Here is a 19,742-nt window from a genome sequence, read left to right on the forward strand (position 1 = left end):
TCAATCCCTCTCAGGGTTGTAAGGCTTGGGGTCTGATACGGGGGTCCTGGGGCCGGCGGGGGGACCGTGACTGGTCCCCGCCGCCGAACTCCCGTCAGACCTCTTCGACGCTGCTCGGCTCACGCCGGGACAGGTCGATGCCGAGCTCCTCCGCTGCGCGGAAGACGTCCTCGTCGGTGTCGCGCATCTCGATGGACATGCCGTCCGAGGACAGCACCTCCACGTTGAGGCACAGGGACTGCATCTCCTTGATGAGCACCTTGAAGGACTCGGGGATGCCGGGCTCAGGGATGTTCTCGCCCTTGACGATGGCCTCGTAGACCTTCACGCGGCCGGTCACGTCGTCGGACTTGATCGTCAGCAGCTCCTGGAGGGCGTACGCGGCGCCATAAGCCTCCAGCGCCCACACCTCCATCTCACCGAAGCGCTGGCCACCGAACTGGGCCTTACCACCCAGCGGCTGCTGGGTGATCATGGAGTACGGGCCGGTCGAACGCGCGTGGAGCTTGTCGTCGACCAGGTGGTGGAGCTTGAGGATGTACATGTAGCCGACCGAGACCGGCTCCGGGAACGGCTCGCCGGAGCGGCCGTCGAACAGCCTCGCCTTGCCGGTCGGGAGCACCATGCGCTCGCCGTCGCGGTTCGGGATGGTGTGCTGGAGCAGACCCGCGAGCTCGTCCTCGCGCGCACCGTCGAAGACCGGGGTGGCGACGTTGGTGCCGGGGGCGACCTGGTCGGCACCGATGGCCTGGAGGCGCTGCGCCCACTCGTCCGCGAGGCCGGAGACGTCCCAGCCGCGGCTGGCGAGCCAGCCGAGGTGGATCTCCAGGACCTGTCCCGGGTTCATTCGGGACGGGACACCCAGCGGGTTGAGGATGATGTCGACCGGGGTGCCGTCCTCCAGGAACGGCATGTCCTCGATCGGCAGGATCTTGGAGATGACGCCCTTGTTGCCGTGACGGCCGGCGAGCTTGTCACCATCGGTGATCTTGCGCTTCTGGGCGACGTAGACGCGGACCAGCTGGTTCACGCCCGGGGGAAGCTCGTCGCCCTCCTCGCGGTCGAAGACGCGCACGCCGATGATCTTGCCGATCTCGCCGTGGGGCACCTTCAGCGAGGTGTCACGGACCTCGCGCGCCTTCTCACCGAAGATCGCGCGGAGCAGCCGCTCCTCGGGGGTCAGCTCGGTCTCGCCCTTGGGCGTGACCTTGCCGACGAGGATGTCACCGGCGACGACCTCGGCACCGATGCGGATGATGCCGCGCTCGTCGAGGTCGGCGAGGACCTCCTCGGAGACGTTCGGGATGTCCCGGGTGATCTCCTCCGGGCCGAGCTTGGTGTCACGGGCGTCGACCTCGTGCTCCTCGATGTGGATCGAGGAGAGGACGTCGTCCTGCACGAGGCGCTGCGACAGGATGATCGCGTCCTCGTAGTTGTGGCCCTCCCACGGCATGAACGCCACGAGGAGGTTCTTGCCGAGCGCCATCTCGCCGTCTTCGGTGGCGGGACCGTCGGCGAGGACCTGGCCCTCGATGACGCGGTCGCCCTCGTCCACGACGACCTTCTGGTTCACAGAGGTGCCCTGGTTGGAGCGGGAGAACTTGTGCAGGCGGTACGTGATGTACGTGCCGTCGTCGTTGGCGACCGTGATGTAGTCGGCCGACAGCTCCTGGACGACACCGTCCTTCTCGGCCTTGAGCACGTCACCGGCGTCGGTGGCGCAGCGGTACTCCATGCCGGTGCCGACGAGCGGGGCCTCCGACTTGATGAGGGGCACCGCCTGACGCATCATGTTCGCGCCCATGAGGGCACGGTTGGCGTCGTCGTGCTCGAGGAACGGGATCATGGCGGTCGCGACCGACACCATCTGGCGCGGCGAGACGTCCATGTAGTCCACGTCCGACGGCTCGACGTAGTCGACCTCGCCGCCACGCTTGCGGACCAGGACGCGGTTCTCGGTGAAGCGCAGGTCGTCGTCGAGCCCGGCGTTGGCCTGCGCGATGACGAAGCGGTCCTCCTCGTCGGCGGTGACGTAGTCGACCTCGTCGGTGACCTGGCCGTCGATGACCTTGCGGTACGGCGTCTCGATGAAGCCGAACGCGTTGACGCGGCCGTACGAGGCGAGCGAACCGATCAGACCGATGTTCGGGCCTTCGGGGGTCTCGATCGGGCACATGCGTCCGTAGTGGGACGGGTGCACGTCTCGGACCTCGAAGCCGGCCCGCTCACGGGAGAGACCGCCGGGGCCCAGCGCCGAGAGACGACGCTTGTGCGTCAGACCCGACAGCGGGTTGTTCTGGTCCATGAACTGGGACAGCTGGCTGGTGCCGAAGAACTCCTTGATGGAGGCGACGACCGGCCGGATGTTGATCAGGGTCTGCGGCGTGATCGCCTCGACGTCCTGAGTGGTCATGCGCTCGCGCACGACGCGCTCCATACGGGCGAGACCCGTACGGACCTGGTTCTGGATCAGCTCGCCGACGTTGCGCAGGCGGCGGTTGCCGAAGTGGTCGATGTCGTCGGTCTCGACGACGATCTCGTTGCCGTTCTCGCCGATCGTCTCGGTCTCGCCCGCGTGGAGCTTGACCAGGTACCTGATCGTGGCGATGACGTCGTCGGTGGTGAGGACGCCGGCGTTCAGCGGCTCGTCCGCGCCGAGCTTCTTGTTCACCTTGTAGCGGCCGACCTTCGCGAGGTCGTAGCGCTTCGGGTTGAAGTAGAGGTTCTCGAGCAGCGTCTGAGCGGCCTCACGGGTCGGCGGCTCGCCCGGACGCAGCTTGCGGTAGATGTCGAGCAGCGCGTCGTCCTGGCCCTGGGTGTGGTCCTTCTCCAGGGTGGCGCGCATGGACTCGTACTCGCCGAACTCCTGGAGGATCTGCTCGGTGGTCCAGCCGAGGGCCTTCAGGAGGACGGTGACGGACTGCTTGCGCTTGCGGTCGATGCGGACACCGACCAGGTCGCGCTTGTCGATCTCCATCTCCAGCCAGGCACCCCGGGAGGGGATGATCTTGGCGGAGAAGATGTCCTTGTCGGACGTCTTGTCGATGGAGGAGTCGAAGTAGACACCGGGCGAACGGACCAGCTGCGACACCACGACACGCTCGGTGCCGTTGATGACGAAGGTGCCCTTGTTCGTCATGAGCGGGAAGTCGCCCATGAAGACCGTCTGGGACTTGATCTCGCCGGTCTCGTTGTTCGTGAACTCGGCGGTGACGAAGAGCGGGGCGCCGTACGTGAAGTCACGGTCCTTGCACTCGTCGATCGAGTTCTTCGGGGGCTCGAAACGGTGGTCGCGGAAAGTCAGCGACATCGACCCGGAGAAGTCCTCGATCGGGGAGATCTCCTCGAAGATCTCCTCCAGGCCGGACTTCGTGGGGACGTCCCGTCCCGACTCGAGGGCCGCTTCGACGCGAGCCTTCCAGGCGGCGTTGCCGAGCAGCCAGTCAAAGCTCTCGGTCTGCAGCGCGAGGAGGTTCGGAACCTCGAGGGGCTCCCTGATCTTTGCAAAGGAGATGCGCAGCGGGGCGGTGCTTGCGCCGTTGTTCGTATTGGTCGAGGCGTTGCGCGAGGCGGCCAAGAGGGGGTCCTTCCGAGGGCTCGGACTCACTACGCGCGTACCGGTCCCCAGCAACGCTTCACGGCAGACTTTTCCTGAGACGACCAGAAGGCCAGGTCAGATGGGGTCGGTCCACGAAGCTGATGCGAAGGTATGCCCCTGGTGACGGGCAGGGGGCAGCTAACAGGCAGCGCAAAGGGACAGTGTAGCCACTTGGCTCACTGATGTCCAGGGCGACTTCTTCGCGACCCTCGTTGCTCTCAACTCCGTGGTACCTCGCGCCGTGCGGCGCACCTCGATACTGCCCGTTCAGTCGTCGATCCATGCCTCGGAAACGGATCGTTGTGACGACGCGTCCTGAGAATTGCGCGCTGCGTGCGGTTCGTCAAGGCCCCCCGGTCTGCGGAGCGCACGGCGAAGATCACCATACTCCGCTCCCGACGGCCCTCGGGACCCCCGCCACGCCCGTCTCCGGGGAACGCCGAAAGGCGACCACCCATCTGGGTGATCGCCTTTCGATGCCTCCGCGTTACACGGCGGCAGGAGTCAGCTCAGCGAGCCGAAACGGTCTTACTTGACCGTGACGGAGGCGCCGGCGGCCTTGAGGGACTCGGCAGCCTTCTCGGCGGCCTCCTTCGCGACCTTCTCGAGGACCGGCTTCGGGGTGCCGTCGACGAGGTCCTTGGCCTCCTTCAGACCGAGGGAGGTCAGCTCACGCACGACCTTGATGACCTGGATCTTCTTGTCGCCGGCACCCTCGAGGATGACGTCGAACTCGTCCTGCTCCTCGACGGCCTCGGCGGCGGCCGGACCGGCCGGGCCGGCGACGGCGACGGCCGCGGCGGCGGTGACGTCGAACTTCTCCTCGAAGGCCTTCACGAACTCGGAGAGCTCGATGAGGGTCATCTCCTCGAACTGGGCGAGGAGGTCGTCCTGAGAGAGCTTCGCCATGATGGGCGATCCTTCCACTAATTCGGCAGGTGCCGGATGTATGTAGAGGCGGGCGTAACGGCCCGCTGCGACCCGCGCGCTAGGCGGCGCGGATCAATGCGCGAGCCGAATTACTCGGCACCGCCCTGCTCGGCGAGCTTGACGCGAAGCGCTTCCGCGGTGCGGACGAACTTCGACGGCAGCGCCTGGAAGAGCGAGGCAGCCTGGGACTGCTTGCCCTTGAACGCGCCGGCCAGCTTGCTGAGCAGAACCTCGCGGGACTCGAGGTCCGCGAGCTTCTTGATCTCATCGGCGGTCAGCGCCTTACCGTCAAGGACACCGCCCTTGATGATGAGGTTCGGGTTTTCCTTGGCGAAGTCACGAAGACCCTTCGCCGACTCCACCGGGTCACCGGTGATGAAGGCAGCGCCCGTCGGACCGGTGAACTGGTCGTCGAGCGAGGTGATCCCGGCCTCGTTGGCCGCAATCTTGGTCAGCGTGTTCTTCACCACGGCGTACTGGGCGTTCTCACCGAGCGAACGACGCAGCGTCTTGAGCTGCGCCACGGTGAGACCCCGGTACTCGGTCAGCACGACGGCGCTCGAGCTCTGGAACTTGTCCTTGAGCTCGGCTACCGCGGCAGCCTTGTCGGGCCTTGCCATGAGCGTCGGCCTCCTTCCGGGTGATGGGACCGCGCGGAAGGGACTGAACAAAACAAAACGCCCCGGCGCAGGCGCACGGGGCTCAGCTCGACCGAATCACGAGGAGTCGGGAACTCTTCCACAGTCACCTGCGCGGGTCGTTCGCGTCTCAGCGAATCCTTCGGCCACCACACCTTGACGGCGCGGCGACGACCAGCGGTCTTTGGCTTCTGTGGAAGCGTACGCGACCGGATCGGTCCAGGGCAAATCAGCTCTGGCCGAGGCCCTTCAGCATCTCGAAGAGGTCCACGGTGTCCTTGGCCGGCGGGGCCTGGACGGTGGCCTCGGCGCCGTAGTCGGAGTAGCGCATCCCCATCTTCACGGTGCCCTGGTCCATCTTCATGCCGAGGTCCATCCGGACCGGGTAGCCGTCCGCGTTGACCCAGACCTGGGTGTCGTACGCCTTGATCCCGGCCTTCTTGACCCCGGCGACCAGCTCGGCGCGCTCCTTCTCGGAGAGCACGTCGAGGTTCTTGTTGGCGGCGACCATCTGCTCCAGGGTCAGCGTGCCCTTGTAGTGCTGGGTGTCGACGCCGTCGACCTTCTCCGGGCCGACGTGCTTCAGGTCGGGCGACTCCAGGAGCAGGGCGAGCTGCTTGGCCGGGTCCTGGTTCATGTTCTCCAGGCCGCCGGTCATCGACTTGCCCGCCGCCTGGCCGCCCGCGGCCTCCGCGATGGCCTTCATGTCCAGCTTCATCCAGCGCTTGCCGTCCATCTCGGCGGCCTTCGCGGCACCCATGTCCATGTACATGGCGTTGTCGAGCACGACCATGCGCATCTGCTCGGGGGCGCCGGGGCCCCCGGCCGAGAGCATCGAGCCCTTGACGGTGATGTCCATCACCGCGGGGTTCCAGCCCTGGACGCCGGTCATCTCCATGGTGCCGCCGCCCTCGACGGCCGCGGGCATCTCCATGGTCATCTTGATCTTCGCCGACTTGGCTGCCGCAGTCTTCGTGTACGCGGCCTGGATGACCTTCGTGACGTCTTCCTGGCTCTGCGCCTTGGCGGGCGCGTCGGAGGCCTTGTCGCCCCCGTCCTGACATCCGGCGAGGCCCGTCACGACGGCGGCGGCCGTCAGGGTGATGCCCGCACGCTTCCACATGGCCTTGTTCATCTGTGTGCCCGCCCCTTGGTCAAAGGTCTTTGCGATTCCTTTAACCGTAGCAAAGAGCCGGCCCCCCGCCTCCGAGGAGGCGGGGGGCCGGCTGACCACTCAGTGAGCCTGTGGGGCTCAGACCGCGGCCGGGTCCTCCTCGACGAGGAGGTTGCGGGTGCGGTTGGAGTCCAGCGGGATGCCGGGGCCCATCGTCGTCGCGAGGGTCGCCTTCTTGATGTAGCGGCCCTTCGCGGCGGACGGCTTCAGACGGAGGATCTCCTCCAGGGCCGCGGCGTAGTTCTCGACCAGCTTCGTCTCGTCGAAGGAGACCTTGCCGATGATGAAGTGCAGGTTCGAGTGCTTGTCGACGCGGAACTCGATCTTGCCGCCCTTGATCTCGTTGACGGCCTTCGCCACGTCGGGGGTGACGGTGCCGACCTTGGGGTTCGGCATGAGACCACGCGGGCCGAGGACGCGGCCGAGGCGGCCGACCTTGCCCATGAGGTCCGGGGTGGCCACCACGGCGTCGAACTCGTTCAGGCGGTTGCCCTTGGAGATCTCGTCGATGAGCTCGTCGGAACCGACGATGTCGGCGCCGGCGGCGATCGCGGCCTCGGCACGGTCACCGGTCGCGAAGACCAGGACCCGGGCGGTCTTGCCGGTGCCGTGCGGGAGGTTCACGGTGCCGCGGACCATCTGGTCGGCCTTGCGCGGGTCGACACCCAGGCGGAAGGCGACCTCGACGGTGCCGTCGAACTTCGTGCTGGCGGTGTCCTTGGCGAGACGGACGGCCTCGAGGGGCGCGTAGTTCCGCTCGCGGTCGACCTTGGCGTCCGCGGAGCGGAGAGCCTTGCTGCGCTTCACTTCTTCTCCTGTTGGTTCAGGTGTGGAGTCGTGGTGCGGGCCAGCGCCGGCCCTACCACTGAGGTCAAACGGGGAGCTGAGGTGATCAGCCCTCGACCGTGATGCCCATGGAACGGGCGGTGCCAGCGATGATCTTGGACGCGGCGTCCAGGTCGTTGGCGTTCAGGTCGGGGAGCTTCACCGTGGCGATCTCGCGGACCTGGGCGGCCGTCAGCTTGGCGACCTTGGTCTTGTGCGGCTCGCCGGAGCCCTTGTCCACACCAGCGGCCTTGAGGATCAGCCTGGCGGCCGGCGGAGTCTTCGTGACGAAGGTGAAGGAACGGTCGTCGTAGACCGTGATCTCCACCGGCACGACCATGCCACGCTGCGACTCGGTCGCGGCGTTGTAGGCCTTGCAGAACTCCATGATGTTGACGCCGTGCTGACCGAGCGCGGGGCCGACCGGCGGGGCCGGGTTGGCCGCACCGGCGTTGATCTGGAGCTTGATAAGCCCCGTGACCTTCTTCTTCTTGGGAGGCATTGCTCTCTCCGGGTCCTAGTGAGAGTGTTCAGCCCGCCATCCGGTCATCCGGATGGAGGCATACCGCACAACGATAACGGGTATACACGCGCGGCTAAAAACCGAGCAGGTCAGAGCGGCTGCGAGAGCTGCTCTGACCTGGTCGGAAACTTGTGTGGATCAGTTCTTCTGGATCTGGTCGAAGCTGAGCTCGACCGGGGTCTCGCGACCGAAGATCTCGACCAGGCCCTTGACCTTCTTCGAGTCGGGGTTGATCTCGTTGATGGTCGCCTGGAGGGTGGCGAAGGGGCCGTCGGTGACGGTGACCGAGTCGCCGACCTCGAAGTCCAGGACCTGCACCTGGAGCTTGCGGGCCGGAGCCGGCTTGCCCTCGGCCTCGGCCGCCTCGCGGGCGGCCTTCTCCTCGGCCTCCGGGGCGAGCATCTTGACGATCTCGTCCAGGGTCAGCGGGTACGGGTCGTACGCGTTGCCCACGAAGCCGGTGACACCGGGGGTGTTGCGGACGACGCCCCACGACTCGTTCGTCAGGTCCATGCGGACGAGGACGTAGCCGGGGAGCTTGTTCTGCTTGACGTTCTTCCGCTCGCCGCCCTTGATCTGGACGATCTCTTCCTCGGGCACCTCGGCCTGGTAGATGAAGTCCTCGACGTTGAGCGAGACGGCGCGCTGCTCCAGGTTGGCCTTCACGCGCTTCTCGTAGCCCGCGTAGGTGTGGATGACGTACCACTCGCCGGGCAGGGTGCGCAGCTCCTCGCGGAGCGCGGCGACCGGGTCGACCGGAGCGGCGGCCTCGGCCTCCTCCTCGGTCTCTTCCTCGGAGTCGACGGCCTCTTCTTCGGCGTCCTCAGCCTCGACGGTCTCGTCCTCGTCGCCCTCGGCGACCTCGACGTCCTCGTCGGTGTCCTGCTCGTCCTCGTCCTCGACGGGGAGAGCGGCGTCCTCGGCGTCCTCGCCTGCGATGTCGTCCGCAGCGTCCGCCTGGTCCTCCTCGGCGGCCTCGACGATGTCCAGCTCGTCCTCGACGGGCGCGGACTCGGAGGCGTCGTTCAGGTTCGCGTCAGACACGGTGGCTGCTTCTTCCTGCGATACAGATGGGGTGGAACAAGAAGTCAGCCGAAGATGTACTTGACTGCTTCCTGGAAGCCATAGTCAATCACGGTGACAAGGCCAATCATGATGACGACGAAGATGATCACCACGGTCGTGTACGTCGACAGCTGGCTGCGCGTGGGCCAGACGACCTTGCGGAGTTCCGCGACGATCTGTCGGTAGAAGAGCGCGAGACGGCCCAGGGGGCCCTTCTTGCCGCGCTTGCCGCCCTTGCGGGACTTCTTCGTCGACTCGGCGTTCTCGTCATCGGCATCAGGCATGTCGATGGAGCCTACGGCGTCCGTCACGATCTCTCACCTGATTCCGGGTCGGCCGTGCCGCGCCCGGAGTGGAGCCGCACGACGGTGCAATGAAGTACGTACATGCGCACAACACCTGGCGGTGTGTGTAGCAGGGCCGGAGGGACTTGAACCCCCAACCGCCGGTTTTGGAGACCGGTGCTCTACCAATTGAGCTACGACCCTTTGTTGGTGTCCCCAACCTACCGCATCGTGAGATGTGATCGGTCCGGGCCAACGAGCAGTGAGCATACGTGCTCGGAGGGCCCCGCGTCGAACAGGAACCACGACGGACCTGCCGCGGGGCGCGCGTACGACCGGTAATGCCCGGTCCTGTCCGGTCCGTGAAACCTGTGTGCCGGGGCCTGAGCCGGTCTGGGACCATGGGCCGTATGAGCGCTGCTACCCCTCCCACCGAGCGTCGGGTCTCCGCCCGCATCGGTGCGATCTCCGAGTCCGCCACCCTCGCCGTCGACGCCAAGGCCAAGGCCCTCAAGGCCGCCGGGCGCCCGGTGATCGGCTTCGGCGCCGGTGAGCCCGACTTCCCGACCCCGGACTACATCGTCGACGCGGCCGTCGAGGCCTGCAAGAACCCGAAGTACCACCGCTACACGCCGGCGGGCGGGCTGCCCGAGCTGAAGGCCGCCATCGCCGCCAAGACGCTGCGCGACTCCGGCTACGAGGTCGACGCCTCCCAGGTCCTGGTGACCAACGGCGGCAAGCAGGCGATCTACGAGGCGTTCGCGGCGATCCTCGACCCGGGCGACGAGGTCATCGTCCCGGCGCCGTACTGGACGACGTACCCGGAGTCGATCCGGCTCGCGGGCGGTGTGCCGGTCGAGGTCGTGGCCGACGAGACCACCGGCTACCGCGTCTCGGTGGAGCAGCTGGAGGCGGCCCGCACGGAGCGGACCAAGGTGGTCCTGTTCGTGTCGCCGTCGAACCCGACCGGCGCGGTCTACAGCGAGGCGGACGCCGAGGCGATCGGCCGCTGGGCCGTCGAGCACGGTCTGTGGGTCCTCACCGACGAGATCTACGAGCACCTGGTCTACGGCGACGCGAAGTTCACCTCGCTCCCGGCGATCGTCCCCGAGCTGCGCGACAAGTGCATCGTGGTCAACGGTGTGGCGAAGACGTACGCGATGACCGGCTGGCGCGTCGGGTGGATCGTGGGCCCGAAGGATGTCGTGAAGGCCGCGGCGAACCTGCAGTCGCACGCCACCTCCAACGTGAGCAACGTCGCGCAGGTCGCCGCGCTCGCCGCCGTCTCGGGGAACCTGGACGCCGTCGCGGAGATGCGGGCCGCCTTCGACCGGCGCCGTCAGACGATCGTGCGGATGCTGAACGACATCGAGGGCGTGTACTGCCCGACGCCGGAGGGCGCGTTCTACGCGTACCCCTCGGTGAAGGCACTGCTCGGCAAGGAGATCCGCGGCAAGCGTCCGCAGACCTCGGTCGAGCTGGCGGCCCTGATCCTGGACGAGGCCGAGGTCGCGGTCGTCCCGGGCGAAGCCTTCGGCACCCCCGGCTATCTGCGCCTGTCGTACGCGCTGGGCGACGAGGACCTGGTGGAGGGCGTGTCCCGGCTGCAGAAGCTGCTGGCCGAGGCGACCGACTGAGTCGGGTCCGCCGAACGGCTCCGACGGGCCCTGGTTCTTCGGAACCGGGGCCCGTTTTTGCGTTCTAGCGAGGTCCCGATCGGGGAAACGGGGTGTTCTCGTCCGTTCGGGTGCGGCAGGATCGGCCGATGGAGCATGTCTACCGCGATCTCAGCACCCTGCCCAAGGCCCATCTGCACCTGCACTTCACCGGTTCGATGCGGCCCTCGACCCTGCTCGAACTGGCCGACAAGTACGGGGTGAGCCTCCCCGAGGCGCTCAGGAGCGGTACGCCTCCGAAGCTGCGGGCGACCGACGAACGGGGCTGGTTCCGCTTCCAGCGCCTCTACGACATCGCCCGCTCCTGTCTGCGCTCCCCCGAGGACATCCAGCGGCTGGTGCGCGAGGCGGCCCAGGAGGACGTCAGGGACGGCTCGGGGTGGCTGGAGATCCAGGTCGACCCGACCTCGTACGCCCCTCATCTCGGCGGGCTCATCCCGGCCCTGGAGGTCATCCTCGACGCGGTCGACGCGGCCTCGCGGGAGACGGGCCTGGGGATGCGGGTCCTGGTGGCGGCGAACCGGATGAAGCACCCCCTGGAGGCGCGGACGCTCGCGCGGCTCGCGGTGCGGTTCGCGGACCGGGGCGTGGTCGGCTTCGGGCTCTCCAACGACGAGCGGCGGGGCCTGGCGCGGGACTTCGACCGGGCCTTCGCCATCGCGAGGGACGGCGGGCTGCTCGCGGCGCCGCACGGCGGGGAGCTGACGGGACCGGCGTCGGTACGGGACTGCCTGGACGACCTGCGGGCGGCCCGGATCGGTCACGGGGTGCGGTCCGCGGAGGACCCCAGGCTGTTGCGGAGGCTCGCGGAGCGGGGGGTGACCTGCGAGGTCTGTCCGTCGTCGAACGTGGCGCTCGGGGTGTACGAGAAGCACGAGGACGTGCCCCTGCGGACGCTCTTCGAGGCGGGGGTGCCGATGGCGCTGGGCGCGGACGACCCGCTGCTCTTCGGTGCGCGGCTCGCGGCGCAGTACGAGATCGCCCGGCGGCACCACGGTTTCACCGACGAGGAGCTGGCGGAGCTGGCCCGGCAGTCGGTGCGGGGCTCGGCGGCCCCCGAGGACGTACGGACGAAGCTGCTCGCGGGGATCGACGACTGGATCGCGGCCTGATCCCCGGGGGCCCGGCCCGCGTGCTCTGGGGCGGGTCCCGTGAGGAGCGCCCTCTGCCCGGAGGGCAGGCGTGCCAGGCGCCGCCAGGCGGTCGGGGCTTTCAAGACCCGCCCTAGAGGCTGACGCCCACGGTGACGGGCTCGTTGACCAGGGTGATCCCGAAGGCGTCCCTGACCCCGGCGACGACCTCACGGGCGAGCACGAGCAGGTCCTCGGTGGTCGCCGTGCCCCGGTTGGTGAGCGCGAGCGTGTGCTTGGTGGAGATCCGGGCGGGCCCGGTGCCGTACCCCTTGGTGAATCCGGCCCGGTCGATCAGCCAGGCGGCGGAGGTCTTGGTGAAGGAGGTGCCGACGGGGAAGGCGGGAGCCTGGATGTCGGGGCCGAGGCGCTCTGCCACGCGGGCCCGGAAGGCGTCGAACTCGTCGTTGGTGAGAATCGGGTTGGTGAAGAAGGAGCCGGCAGACCAGGTGTCGTGATCGTCCGGGTCGAGAACCATGCCTTTGCTCGCGCGCAGTGCCAGGACCGTGTCCCGTGCGTGGGCGAGCGGGACACGGTCACCCATCTGAGCGTCCAGAGCGTGAGCGGTCTGGGAGTAGGCGATGGGTGCCGACAATCCAGCGGCGTCCTCGAGCTGGAAGCGGACGCGGAGGACGATGTACTCGCCTGGGAGCTGCTTGAAGATGCTGTGGCGGTACGAGAAGGAGCACTGCTCGTTCGTGAGCGTGAGCGTCTGGTGGTCCTGGGTGTCGTAGACGACGACCTCGGTGATGGTCTCGGCGACGTCCTGGCCGTAGGCGCCGACGTTCTGGATCGGGGTGGCACCGGCTGAGCCGGGGATGCCGGCCAGGCACTCGATTCCGGCGAGTCCGGCCTCGACGGCTCGGTCGACGACGTCGGACCAGACTTCTCCGGCCGCCACCTCAAGCGTGGTGCCGTCGATGCTGAAGCCCTTGGTGGCGATGTGCAGGACGGTGCCGTCGAAGCCCTTGTCGCTGATGACGAGGTTGGAGCCGCCGCCGACGACCAGCAGCGGTGTCCCGGCGGCGTCGGCCTCGCGGACGGCCGCGACCACCTCGTCGTCCGTGGTGGCCGTGACGAGCCGGGCGGCGGGCCCGCCGAGCCGGAAGGTGGTCAGGGGGGCGAGGGGGGCGTCGTTGAGGAGCTGCACGGGGCCAAGGTTACGTTCCATCCGTGGACGGAACGTTCCGTCCACGGATGGAAACCCGAAGGGCCACCTACTGGATCAGTAGGTGGCCCTCGCGGATGATCATGGCCTCAGCCCAGCTGGACCACGGCCCGGCTCATCCCCAGGACCTTCTGGCCGGCGCAGGTCGCGGTGAGGTCGACGCGGACCCGGCGGTCGTCCAGCTTGGCCGCGACCTTGGCCGTGACCTCGATCACGGCGCCGGTGCCGTCGTTCGGGACGACGACCGGCTTGGTGAAGCGGACGCCGTACTCGACGACGGCGGCGGGGTCACCGGCCCAGTCGGTGACGACCCGGATCGCCTCGGCCATGGTGAACATGCCGTGGGCGATGACGTCGGGGAGGCCGACCTCCACCGCGAACTTCTCGTTCCAGTGGATGGGGTTGAAGTCGCCGGAGGCCCCGGCGTACTGGACGAGCGTGGCGCGTGTCACGGGGAAGCTGCCCGCGGGCAGCTCGGTGCCGACCTCGACCTCGTCGTAGGCGATCTTCGCGGTCATGGTCAGGCCCCCTCGGGTGCGCGGGACACGAGCTTGGTCCAGGCGGTCACGACGTGTTCGCCGGAGGCGTCGTGGACGTCACCGCGGATGTCCACGATGTCGTTGCCCGCGAGGGACTTGATCGCCTCGATGGTGGAGGTGACCGAGAGCCGGTCTCCGGCGCGGACGGGCCGGGTGTAGGCGAACTTCTGGTCGCCGTGCACGACGCGGCTGTAGTCCAGGCCGAGCTGCGGGTCCTCGACGACCGCGCCGGCCGCCTTGAACGTGATGGCGAACACGAAGGTGGGCGGGGCGATCACGTCGGGGTGCCCGAGCGCCTTGGCCGCCTCGGTGTCGGTGTACGCGGGATTCGCGTCGCCGATCGCCTCGGCGAACTCGCGGATCTTCTCGCGGCCGACCTCGTAGGGCGCGGTGGGCGGATAGGTCCGGCCCACGAAGGACTGGTCGAGCGCCATGGGCTCGTACCTCCTGGATCTGTTGCCGACAAACGACACGAGGCCGCCCCCTGGTGGGGACGGCCTCGTGTACGAGCCTGGTTAGCGCGTCTCGCGGTGCGCCGTGTGAGAGTTGCAGCGAGGGCAGTGCTTCTTCATCTCCAGTCGGTCCGGGTCGTTACGCCGGTTCTTCTTGGTGATGTAGTTCCGCTCCTTGCACTCCACGCAGGCCAGCGTGATCTTCGGGCGGACGTCGGTGGCAGCCACGTGAGTGCTCCTTGGACGGACGGTGGGACGGATGAACGCATAAAAGGGTAGCCGATCGAAGGACCGACCCCGCAATCGGCTACCGTGTGTAGCGGTGACCGGACTTGAACCGGTGACACAGCGATTATGAGCCGCTTGCTCTACCGACTGAGCTACACCGCTTTGATGATCCGGATCCCGCCCGAAGACGGAATCCCTCTCACCAGAGCCCCAATACGGAATCGAACCGTAGACCTTCTCCTTACCATGGAGACGCTCTACCGACTGAGCTATTGGGGCGAGCGAGGAAGACATTACACGGTCCCCCGCCCATCACCCAAATCCGTTTCCCGGTACCCCCACGGGGGTCCCCACCAGGGCGTCCTCAGGTGTCTCGTACGCCACTCGTGGCCTCATCGGTACGACTATTGCGTTCCTCCTCGAAGCTCGGTCCGGGCGCCCCTAGGCTCGGGCCCACGCTGCGTGATCTTGATCTTGAGGAGCCTTGAGGAGCCCGATGTCAGCCGACAGCAAGCAGCCCCAGCCGCCGCCCGAGGACGGTGCCGCCACCGCCGACACGACCTCGCTCCTGCTCTCCCACGCCCGGCTGACCGACGGACGGACCGTCGACGTCCGCATGGCCGGCGGCCGCATCGAGGCCGTCGGCACCGCCGGGAGCCTCACCGCCGTCGGAGCCAGGGTCGACCTCACCGGCTATCTGCTGCTGCCCGCCGCCGCCGAACCGCACGCCCACGCCGACACCGCGCTCTCCGCCGACTCCCCCGGCCCCGTCTCGTACGCCCCCGACGAGGTGCAGCGGCGGGCCACCGAGGCGGCGCTGCTCCAGCTCGGCCACGGCGCGACCGCGCTGCGCGCGCACGTGCGGACCGGGGACGTGCAGGGGCTCGGGCCGCTCAAGGCGGTGCTCCAGGCCCGGCGCTCGCTGCGCGGGCTCGTGGACCTGACCGCCGTGGCCGTGCCCCGGCTGCTCACCGGGGTGGCGGGCGCGGACGGCCTGGCGATGCTGCGGGACGCGGTGAAGATGGGCGCGGGCGTGGTCGGCGGCTGCCCGGACCTCGACCCCGACCCCTCCGGGTACGTGGAGGCGGTCCTCGACGTGGCCGCCGAGCACGGTGTCCCGGTGGACCTGCACACGGACGGCGGCGACCCGGCGCGCCTCACACGGCTCGCGGCGATGGCCGGGGGGCTGCGGCCCGGGGTGACGATCGGGCCGGGCGCGGGGCTCGGACGGCTGCCGCTGGAGGTGGCGCGGCGGGCGGCCGACGGGCTCGCGGCGGCGGGGGTGGCGGTGGTGTGCCTGCCGCAGGGCGGCTGCGGGAACACCGAGCGGCGCGGGGTGGCCCCGGTGCGGCTGCTGCGGGCGGCGGGGGTGCGGGTCGCGGCGGGCAGCGGGGCGCTGCGGGACGTGGCGAACCCGGTGGGGCGGGGCGATCCGCTGGAGGCGGCGTATCTGCTGGCCTCGCTCGGGGGGCTGCGGGCGGAGGAGGCGTACGGGGCGGTGAGCACGGAGGCGCGGGCGGTGATGGGGCTGCCGGAGGTGCGGGTGGAGGCCGGTTTCCCGGCGGAGCTGGTGGCTGTGCGGGGCGGGCGCCTCTCGGCGGTGCTGTCGCTGGCGTACAGCCGGATCGTGGTGCACCGGGGGCGGGTGGTGGCGCGGACGAGCGCGGTGCGGGAGTACTGCGACTCGGCGGCGGCGCTCGACCTGCCGAGGCAGGCGCGGCCGGAGCGTCCGCCGGAGCCGGGGAGCCCTCCGGCCGGTCCCGTCGTACGGTCGTGAGTATGCGCATCGTCATCGCTGGAGGACACGGACGGATCGCCCTGCGTCTGGAGAGGCTGCTCTCGGCCGCCGGGCACGAGCCCGTGGGGATCGTCCGCAGACCGGAACAGGCGGGGGACCTGCGGGAGGCGGGTGCGGAGCCCGTGGTGCTGGACCTGGAGTCGGCGTCGGTCGAGGAGGTCGCGGAGGTCCTGCGGGGCGCGGACGCGGCGGTCTTCGCGGCGGGCGCGGGGCCGGGCAGCGGGGCGGACCGCAAGGACACGGTGGACCGGGCGGCGGCCGTGCTGTTCGCCGACGCGGCGGAGCGGGCGGGGGTGCGGCGGTTCGTCGTGGTCTCGTCGATGGGGGCGGACGCGGGGCATCCGGGGGACGAGGTCTTCGACGCGTACCTGCGGGCGAAGGGGGCGGCGGACGACGAGGTCAGGTCGCGTCCGGCGCTGGACTGGACGATCCTGCGGCCGGGGGCGCTGACGGACGACGCGGGGAAGGGCACGGTCCGGCTGGGCGCCACGACGGGCCGGGGTCCGGTCCCCCGGGACGATGTGGCGGCGACGGTCGCCGAACTCCTGGACACCCCCGCGACGGCGGGTCTGACCCTGGAGCTGATCGCGGGCCCGACGCCGCTGTCGGTCGCGGTGAAGGACGTGGCGGGCAACTGAAACCGGGCCCCGTGACTGAACCGGCCCCCTGAAGGCACCGGCGGGAAGGCCCCCCGGAAACGAGTGAAGGTCCCCGGTGCGAACACCGGGGACCTTCTTCACGTGGCGACGCCAGGATTCGAACCTGGGTAGGCTAAGCCGACGGATTTACAGTCCGCTCCCATTGGCCACTCGGGCACATCGCCATGAGATCGCTGCCGTGGAACTCCGCTTTGCTGCGTTGTTCTGTGGCAACGACGTAAACGATACCTGATCCCCCGGGGTGCTCCGCCACCGGATTGATCAGCGGTTCCGGCCCCGGCTCACCCCCTAGGCTTTGGGCTGTACCCCACAGCATCCGAGCAAGGAGCCACGAGTCATGGCCGACTCCAGTTTCGACATCGTGTCCAAGGTCGAGCGGCAGGAGGTCGACAACGCCCTCAATCAGGCCGTGAAGGAGATCTCGCAGCGCTACGACTTCAAGGGCACCAACGCCTCGATCTCCTGGTCGGGCGAGAAGATCCTCATGCAGGCGAGCGGCGAGGAGCGCGTCCTGGCGATCCTCGACATCTTCCAGTCCAAGCTGATCAAGCGCGGGATCTCCCTCAAGTCGCTGGACGTCGAGGGTGACCCCCAGCTGTCCGGCAAGGAGTACAAGCTCTTCGCCTCCGTCCAGGAGGGCATCTCCCAGGAGAACGCCAAGAAGGTCGCGAAGGTCGTCCGGGACGAGGGCCCCAAGGGCGTCAAGGCGCAGGTGCAGGGTGACGAGCTGCGCGTCAGCTCGAAGAGCCGGGACGACCTGCAGGCCGTTCAGGCGCTGCTCAAGGGCAAGGACTTCGACTTCGCGATCCAGTTCGTGAACTACCGCTGAGACCGTCGCGGTCCGCGGGGACGTCGGCGCTCCGGGCAGGAGCGCGGGTCGAGGGCACGGCAGGCACGGGAGACGTGCGTGCCGTGCCCTTGGGCCGCCCGCCCTCGGAAACGGCCTGCGGCGGTGGCGTCGGCGGTGCGGCCGGTCACGGCGGGGCCGTCCGGTCGCGCGGCGGGTGGCAGGCTGACCGCATGACCTTCGGCCCCGCCTCGGACGACACCTGGCTCACTCCCGCCGAACCGGCGCCGTACCGGGGTGACGAGCCCTTCCGGGGCGCGGACGCGGGGACGGTGCTGGACTTCTGGCGCTACGCGCTGCCGGACCTGCGGAGCAACACCACCCGGGGGCTGCTCGCGGAGTTCCTGGTGCACCGGGCGGTGGGCGCGGTGCGGCGGAACACCGAGTGGGAGAGCTTCGACGTCCTGGCTCCGGACGGCCTCAGGATCGAGGTGAAGACGAGCGCCTACCTCCAGGCGTGGCGGCAGGCCCGGCTGTCGGACATCCGTTTCTCCCGGCTGCGGGGGCGCGTCTGGACCCCCGAGGGCGGCAGCGCGGCGGAGCAGTCGTACAACGCCGACGTGTACGTCTTCGCCCTGCACATCGCGCGTGACCACTCCGCGTACGACCCGCTCGACATCGGCCAGTGGCACTTCCACGTCGCTTCCCGGGCGGCCGTCGAGGCGACCGGTCAGGCCGGTATGGGGCTGGCCTCGGTGCGGCGGCTCTGCGGGGAACCCACGGACTACGCGGGGCTCGCGGACCGGATCGCGGCCTGCGCGCCCGCCGCTCCGGGCGGTGGGGCGGCCGGGGTGTGATCCGGTGCGGGAGGACCTCCGCCGGAGCGTCCAGGCCCGTGTCCGATTTCCGCCAGCTCCGGGGCGGGCGGGCCCCGCACACTGGAGGAGGAAGACCGGTGCGGGAGAGGAACCAGCCATGACCGTGTACGCGTACGTCGACGGCCCCCTGGGCGAGATGCTGCTCGTCGGGGAGCCCTCGGGGCAGGGCCCCGTCGTGCTGCGCTCGCTGTCCCTGCCGGGGCAGAAGGGCGGCGTCGCGGTCGAGGACGGGTGGACGGCCGCGCCCGGGGCCTTCGCGGAGGCCGCCGGTCAGCTGGGCGAGTACTTCGACGGGCGCCGCGACCGGTTCGACCTGCCGTTCGCCGAGGACGCGGGGACCCTGTTCCAGCGGCGCGTCTGGGCGGCCCTGGAGGAGATCCCCTACGGCACGACCGTCTCGTACGGGGAGATCGCCCGGCGGGTCGGCTCGCCCGGCGCCGGGGTGCGGGCCGTGGGGACCGCGATCGGGCGCAATCCGCTGCTCGTGGTGCGGCCCTGCCACCGGGTGGTCGGGGCCGACGGGAGCCTGCGCGGATACGCCGCCGGGCTCGACCGCAAGGAGCGGCTGCTGGGCCTGGAGGGGGCCCTGGGGTGACCGAGGGGCTTTTCCCGCGCGAGCGGGCCACGGTGGCGCCGGGTGCGGTGCACGTACCCGGGTGGCTGTCGTTCGCGCGCCAGCGGGAGCTGGTGGAGGCCTGCCGGGAGTGGGGGCGGGGGCCGGTGCCCTACCGGCGGACCGAGCTGCCCGGCGGGGGTGTGATGTCGGTGCGTTCGCTGTGCCTGGGCCGTCGCTGGGTGCCGTACCGCTATCTCGACGCGGTCGCCGTGCCGGTGCCCGGCGCGCTCGTGGCGCTGGGCCGGGAGGCGGTCGCGGAGGCGTACGGCGACGACGGGGGTTTCACGCCGGACACCGCGCTGGTGAACTTCTACGCGCCGGGGGCGCGGATGGGGATGCACCAGGACCGGGAGGAGCGTTCGGGTGCGCCGGTGGTGTCGCTGAGCCTCGGGGACCGGTGTGTGTTCCGGCTGGGGAACGAGGAGGGCCGGGGGCGGCCGTACCGGGACGTCGAGCTGGCGTCCGGGGACCTGTTCGTCTTCGGCGGGCCCTCCCGGTGGGTCCATCACGGGGTGCCCAAGGTCCTGTCGGGGACGGCCGACCCGGCGCTCGGGCTGGCCGGCCGGCTCAACATCACTCTGCGGGAGACCGGGCTCTAGGGCTTCCCCGGACGCCCTTCTGTGCGCGGTCGCAAAGGGGTTGCTTCACCCCTGGAGGCGTTCGGGGTGAAGGGGACGAGCCTCCGCTCCGTGCGTGGCCGTCTCGATCACGATCGGGTGGAGAGACCCGTGTGATGCCTTTCTGGTCGCACTGTCTTCTCGTCGTACTGGTGTT

Annotated in this window: 20 protein-coding genes and 4 tRNA genes; 8 read left to right on the forward strand and 16 right to left on the reverse strand. The window is 69.3% G+C overall.

The features are described from left to right. Positions 1-94: 94 nt before the first annotated feature. The 9 genes from rpoB to ACIRQY_RS06085 all read right to left on the reverse strand — a co-directional run bounded on the left by rpoB (position 95) and on the right by ACIRQY_RS06085 (position 9,241). Positions 95-3,577 carry a DNA-directed RNA polymerase subunit beta gene (gene rpoB, locus ACIRQY_RS06045; RefSeq protein WP_351792991.1) on the reverse strand — a complete coding sequence of 1,161 codons (3,483 nt, stop codon included), beginning with the start codon at positions 3,575-3,577 and terminating at the stop codon, positions 95-97. Between the two features lie 549 nt (positions 3,578-4,126). Beyond that, positions 4,127-4,507, reverse strand: coding sequence for a 50S ribosomal protein L7/L12 (rplL, locus tag ACIRQY_RS06050; RefSeq protein ID WP_351792988.1), 381 nt, complete (start codon positions 4,505-4,507; stop codon positions 4,127-4,129). Positions 4,508-4,617: 110 nt separating this feature from the next. Beyond that, positions 4,618-5,148 (reverse strand): 50S ribosomal protein L10, encoded by a 531-nt coding sequence (gene rplJ / locus ACIRQY_RS06055; RefSeq protein WP_024755372.1) that lies wholly within the window; start codon positions 5,146-5,148, stop codon positions 4,618-4,620. Positions 5,149-5,395: 247 nt separating this feature from the next. After that, positions 5,396-6,301: a hypothetical protein gene (locus ACIRQY_RS06060; RefSeq protein ID WP_351792984.1), complete on the reverse strand. Its 906-nt coding sequence runs from the start codon at positions 6,299-6,301 to the stop codon at positions 5,396-5,398. Between the two features lie 117 nt (positions 6,302-6,418). After that, positions 6,419-7,147, reverse strand: coding sequence for a 50S ribosomal protein L1 (gene rplA, locus ACIRQY_RS06065; protein ID WP_351792981.1), 729 nt, complete (start codon positions 7,145-7,147; stop codon positions 6,419-6,421). 85 nt (positions 7,148-7,232) lie between these two features. Beyond that, on the reverse strand, positions 7,233-7,667 hold the full coding sequence (gene rplK, locus ACIRQY_RS06070) for a 50S ribosomal protein L11 (RefSeq protein WP_266895354.1): 435 nt from the start codon (positions 7,665-7,667) through the stop codon (positions 7,233-7,235). 159 nt (positions 7,668-7,826) lie between these two features. Further along, the gene (gene nusG, locus ACIRQY_RS06075) at positions 7,827-8,732 is read right to left on the reverse strand and encodes a transcription termination/antitermination protein NusG (protein ID WP_403922621.1); all 906 of its coding nucleotides are present in this window, start codon (positions 8,730-8,732) and stop codon (positions 7,827-7,829) included. A gap of 44 nt (positions 8,733-8,776) precedes the next feature. Further along, positions 8,777-9,064, reverse strand: coding sequence for a preprotein translocase subunit SecE (secE, locus tag ACIRQY_RS06080; RefSeq protein ID WP_351792975.1), 288 nt, complete (start codon positions 9,062-9,064; stop codon positions 8,777-8,779). 104 nt (positions 9,065-9,168) lie between these two features. Next, positions 9,169-9,241, reverse strand: a tRNA-Trp gene (locus tag ACIRQY_RS06085). 206 nt (positions 9,242-9,447) lie between these two features. Between ACIRQY_RS06085 and ACIRQY_RS06090 the strand changes: the two genes are divergently transcribed. Both ACIRQY_RS06090 and ACIRQY_RS06095 read left to right on the forward strand, forming a co-directional pair. Next, on the forward strand, positions 9,448-10,674 hold the full coding sequence (locus tag ACIRQY_RS06090) for a pyridoxal phosphate-dependent aminotransferase (protein WP_403922622.1): 1,227 nt from the start codon (positions 9,448-9,450) through the stop codon (positions 10,672-10,674). A 128-nt stretch (positions 10,675-10,802) separates the two neighbouring features. Then, positions 10,803-11,825 carry an adenosine deaminase gene (locus ACIRQY_RS06095; RefSeq protein ID WP_351792970.1) on the forward strand — a complete coding sequence of 341 codons (1,023 nt, stop codon included), beginning with the start codon at positions 10,803-10,805 and terminating at the stop codon, positions 11,823-11,825. 112 nt (positions 11,826-11,937) lie between these two features. Here the strand turns inward: ACIRQY_RS06095 and ACIRQY_RS06100 are convergent, their stop codons facing one another. From ACIRQY_RS06100 to ACIRQY_RS06125, 6 genes are all read right to left on the reverse strand, one after another. Beyond that, positions 11,938-12,993 carry a UDP-N-acetylmuramate dehydrogenase gene (locus ACIRQY_RS06100; RefSeq protein ID WP_351792967.1) on the reverse strand — a complete coding sequence of 352 codons (1,056 nt, stop codon included), beginning with the start codon at positions 12,991-12,993 and terminating at the stop codon, positions 11,938-11,940. Between the two features lie 107 nt (positions 12,994-13,100). Beyond that, positions 13,101-13,529 carry a MaoC family dehydratase gene (locus ACIRQY_RS06105; RefSeq protein ID WP_403922623.1) on the reverse strand — a complete coding sequence of 143 codons (429 nt, stop codon included), beginning with the start codon at positions 13,527-13,529 and terminating at the stop codon, positions 13,101-13,103. Positions 13,530-13,531: 2 nt separating this feature from the next. Continuing rightward, positions 13,532-13,984: a MaoC family dehydratase N-terminal domain-containing protein gene (locus ACIRQY_RS06110; protein ID WP_351792963.1), complete on the reverse strand. Its 453-nt coding sequence runs from the start codon at positions 13,982-13,984 to the stop codon at positions 13,532-13,534. Between the two features lie 81 nt (positions 13,985-14,065). Further along, positions 14,066-14,230 carry a 50S ribosomal protein L33 gene (gene rpmG, locus ACIRQY_RS06115; RefSeq protein ID WP_006604855.1) on the reverse strand — a complete coding sequence of 55 codons (165 nt, stop codon included), beginning with the start codon at positions 14,228-14,230 and terminating at the stop codon, positions 14,066-14,068. Between the two features lie 89 nt (positions 14,231-14,319). After that, positions 14,320-14,392 (reverse strand) — tRNA-Met (locus ACIRQY_RS06120). 44 nt (positions 14,393-14,436) lie between these two features. Further along, a tRNA-Thr gene (locus ACIRQY_RS06125) sits at positions 14,437-14,509 on the reverse strand. Positions 14,510-14,726: 217 nt separating this feature from the next. Here ACIRQY_RS06125 and ACIRQY_RS06130 point away from each other — a divergent pair. Further along, the gene (locus tag ACIRQY_RS06130) at positions 14,727-16,007 is read left to right on the forward strand and encodes an amidohydrolase family protein (protein ID WP_403922624.1); all 1,281 of its coding nucleotides are present in this window, start codon (positions 14,727-14,729) and stop codon (positions 16,005-16,007) included. 2 nt (positions 16,008-16,009) lie between these two features. Next, positions 16,010-16,666, forward strand: coding sequence for an SDR family oxidoreductase (locus ACIRQY_RS06135; RefSeq protein WP_403922625.1), 657 nt, complete (start codon positions 16,010-16,012; stop codon positions 16,664-16,666). A 103-nt stretch (positions 16,667-16,769) separates the two neighbouring features. Here ACIRQY_RS06135 and ACIRQY_RS06140 read toward each other — a convergent pair. Beyond that, positions 16,770-16,851: transfer RNA gene (locus ACIRQY_RS06140), tRNA-Tyr, on the reverse strand. Positions 16,852-17,024: 173 nt separating this feature from the next. On the opposite strand from ACIRQY_RS06140, the gene ACIRQY_RS06145 reads away from it, so the two are divergent. From ACIRQY_RS06145 to ACIRQY_RS06160, 4 genes are all read left to right on the forward strand, one after another. Continuing rightward, complete coding sequence (locus tag ACIRQY_RS06145; protein ID WP_351792955.1) at positions 17,025-17,516, forward strand: YajQ family cyclic di-GMP-binding protein; 492 nt, start codon at positions 17,025-17,027, stop codon at positions 17,514-17,516. A gap of 191 nt (positions 17,517-17,707) precedes the next feature. After that, a complete protein-coding gene (locus tag ACIRQY_RS06150) occupies positions 17,708-18,331 on the forward strand; it encodes a hypothetical protein (protein ID WP_403922626.1) in 624 nt (207 codons plus the stop codon). 118 nt (positions 18,332-18,449) lie between these two features. Continuing rightward, positions 18,450-18,947 (forward strand): methylated-DNA--[protein]-cysteine S-methyltransferase, encoded by a 498-nt coding sequence (locus ACIRQY_RS06155; protein WP_403922627.1) that lies wholly within the window; start codon positions 18,450-18,452, stop codon positions 18,945-18,947. Then, on the forward strand, positions 18,944-19,567 hold the full coding sequence (locus ACIRQY_RS06160) for an alpha-ketoglutarate-dependent dioxygenase AlkB (protein ID WP_351792947.1): 624 nt from the start codon (positions 18,944-18,946) through the stop codon (positions 19,565-19,567). The genes ACIRQY_RS06155 and ACIRQY_RS06160 overlap by 4 nt, the downstream gene beginning before the upstream one ends. Positions 19,568-19,742 lie beyond the last annotated feature (175 nt).

Origin of the sequence: Streptomyces sp. NPDC101490, assembly GCF_044767145.1 — a bacterium.
Taxonomy (GTDB): domain Bacteria; phylum Actinomycetota; class Actinomycetes; order Streptomycetales; family Streptomycetaceae; genus Streptomyces.